A 3076-nucleotide genomic window follows, 5' to 3' on the forward strand; every position below is an offset into this window, starting at 1 on the left:
GGAAAACGTGACGTACTCGAGCGGGTATTGGGCGCTCTCCCAGTGGATCCGTCGCGGTCCCCAGTCCTATGTCCTCATTCCGGCGCCCGGCCGCGGCGAGCCTGCCATCATCGCCGCGACCAGCTTGCTCGATCAATTGGCCGATCAAGATGACGTGTGGATCNCGAAGGTGTATCGATACGGATTTTTCTCGGTCGAACAAACGAGTGGCGTGACGCTGAATGCACTCGACCAGCGTCAACTCGAACTGTATAACCTTCCGGACCATGGGACGGCGATCAATGCGCTGTGCGCGGCAATTAACGATTGCGGCCTAAGTGGCGGCGTCATTGGTCTCGACGAGCTGGGTCTGATGCCCGGCAACTTCGAGGAAATCCGGGCGCGACTACCGAACGCGAACGTGAAGCCGGCGCTGGAAATTTTCCGTTCGGTTCGCGCCGTCAAGACTGAGGAAGAAGTCCGACGCCTGCGACGTGCGGCGCAGATTGCTGAGCAGTCGATCGCATCTGCACTGGAAATCGCCAGGCCCGGCGTCAGCGAACGAGAGCTGGGACTGGCGTTTCATGAGCGGACCGTGCGCGAGGGCGGCTATCCGGTATTGGGGTGCATCGGGTCCGCCCCGCGTTTCTCGTCCCGCTGTACGCCGCCCAGGAAGTCTCTCACTCATTTCGACGCAACGTTCCTATCACGCTATTTTCTGCGGCTGCGCGGATCTCTGCCTCGCTCGCCGACGCTTCGCGTGACGACGTCCATCTGAAAGAGAACCACAATGAAAACTCGTAATGTCAGTGCAATCAACAACGATCGTGCGTTCGTCGAAATTCAAGGGCTTTGTCCCGCTATCGTATATGTAAAAATTGAAGCACTTAATCTTGCAGGGTCTGTAAAGATCAAACCCGCAGTCGGAATGATTAACGCACTAGAGCGCAAGGGATGTATAAATTCAAATACGCGCCTGATTGAATCATCTTCGGGAAGTCTAGGCGTGGCGCTAGCCATGGTTTGTGCTGAACGGGGATATCGATTTACCTGTGTGATCGACCCCAATACCTCAGAGCAGAACCGGAAGACGATCGAAGCAATGGGAGCTGAAGTCGTCGTCGTACATCAGCGCGACGAAAATGGCGGCTTTTTAGGTACTCGCATTCAGTACATTCGGCAGAGGATCGCCAACGACAGTAACACCATCTGGCTTAATCAATACGCGAATCCGGCGAACCCGGCCGCCCACCACGATTCCACCGCCAAGTCTATTAGCGAGACGTTTGGTGACATTGACTATCTCTTTATTGGTGCTGGCACCACTGGCACGCTGATGGGCTGCAAAACGTTTTTTCGACGATACCGCCCTGAGACGAGGATCATCGCCATAGATAGTATTGGGTCGGTCACGTTCGGCTTCCCGCCGGCAACGCGCTACATTCCGGGCTTGGGAACAAGCCGCCGACCAGAAATCTTCGACCCCGAAGGCCTTGACGCTATGGACCGGGTTAACGAGGCCGATGCGGTCACTATGTGCAGGTGGCTTGCTCGCAGCCACGGACTCCTTCTGGGTGGATCGACAGGAACGGTGCTCGCCGGAATCCATTCATGGAGAGACCGCATTTGTCCTAAAGACGTCGTCGTTGCCATATCACCCGATCTCGGGGAGCGATACCTTGACACGATCTATTCCGATGCTTGGGTTGCAAAACATTTTGGAGAGAAACGCGTTTCCGGCGACCTTTCAGTCTTGACAGATCGAATTTCTCCTACGGTGCCGGACACCGCCTCACACCAGAGTGGATAAATCGGTCCTTGCGTCGGAACTCGTGTGGCCAACGGTATCGCGTCGCGCGACGCGGATGCCTTTCGTTGCAGTGTATATGAACGCCTCCTTGTGAGAAGCTTCTGCGGGCGATCAACGACAAGGCAGGCTACAACCTCATTGACCGAACAAGCTCGAAGCACTCACTGCCACGCCGGTTGTTGTTAGGTGAAGATACGTGCGCCGGATTGCGATCCGTTACGCACGCTGAGAGGAGCGGATGGATGCATCAAGCAACAACCGCGCGTGATAATCGTTACCAAGCTTGCACCATTTCTCCCGCCATTGAACATGGTCTGTGCTGACTTACTTTGGACATACAGCCAGCAATGCCGAACTCGACCTACTAAGCCGCAAGTTCCGATCGGCTGTTGAGAGCGAAAATCGTAAGCGGGATTTCAGAATAAAGGTTTTCAGTCGTTCAAAGCAAGTTTGTAACTCATAGGCAGCGCTTCATCTCAGGTCATCAAGCCCGATCGCACAACTCGGCAAAGTGACATTTAACCTATGTCGAGTGGTCTTGAAGTTCATCAAATTTCCGGAGAGACCAGCGTGGATGATATTGTCGACAACAACTCGTTCAGGATTGGCCCAGTAGGTGACATTCAAGTTTGTGTCATCGTAGGAAAGCAAGATACATGGAACAAACGACAAGCCTAATTCCTTGGCACAGAAATGACGGTGATGGCCATCCATAATAATGAAATGACTGCGTTCCACTAGGATAGGCGAGGTCCACTGTCCAGTTTTCGCGATCAATTTGATGAGCGTCCGAGCACGCTTGACGTTGATCTTCTCGCTCGGACGAAGTTGACTTACTGGCAATCTGACGACCGTGTAAGTCGCAACAGCTTTTGGGGATGACAAGGGCTTCTCCTAAATAGCAACGGTTTCTCTGGCGACGATGCATATGTCGTGCCATGCGAAGAGTTCCATATAATTTTATGAGGTGGCTGGAGCGGCCCCACGTATCTGAGGACTGATATGACTTGTCGGGTAGCCGCCATGCATTGCTGCATAGCGGCCCCCTCAGAACCGTGCATGCACCTTTTACTCATAGGTCAGAAACATAGCGGACAGACGGATGCCTGAAGAAGGAGCGCACGTGTATCGGCTCCGGTTGTCTGTTGGAGTAGGAATGACAGTCGCCTATCACCCCCTCCGCAGATCCGTACGTGCGCTCCTAACGCATACGGCTCCTGCCTTGGGTCGTGACGATCAGACGCTGGTTTGGGTAGGGATGGCAGATGTGGACGAGAGGCAACCAGT

The 3076-nt window shown here is 54.2% G+C and carries 2 protein-coding genes; one reads left to right on the forward strand and one right to left on the reverse strand.

Annotation, left to right across the window (positions count from 1 at the left end):
* Nucleotides 1-769: 769 nt before the first annotated feature.
* On the forward strand, nt 770-1789 hold the full coding sequence (sbnA, locus tag A3CW_RS50005) for a 2,3-diaminopropionate biosynthesis protein SbnA (RefSeq protein ID WP_081772124.1): 1020 nt from the start codon (nt 770-772) through the stop codon (nt 1787-1789).
* A gap of 471 nt (nt 1790-2260) precedes the next feature.
* Here sbnA and A3CW_RS52145 read toward each other — a convergent pair whose 3' ends face one another.
* Entirely contained in the window at nt 2261-2674 is a 414-nt protein-coding gene (locus A3CW_RS52145) for a ParB N-terminal domain-containing protein (protein WP_081772125.1), read from the reverse strand.
* Nucleotides 2675-3076: the final 402 nt, after the last annotated feature.

The organism is Paraburkholderia nodosa DSM 21604, from assembly GCF_000519185.1.
GTDB classification, from domain to species: Bacteria; Pseudomonadota; Gammaproteobacteria; order Burkholderiales; family Burkholderiaceae; genus Paraburkholderia; species Paraburkholderia nodosa.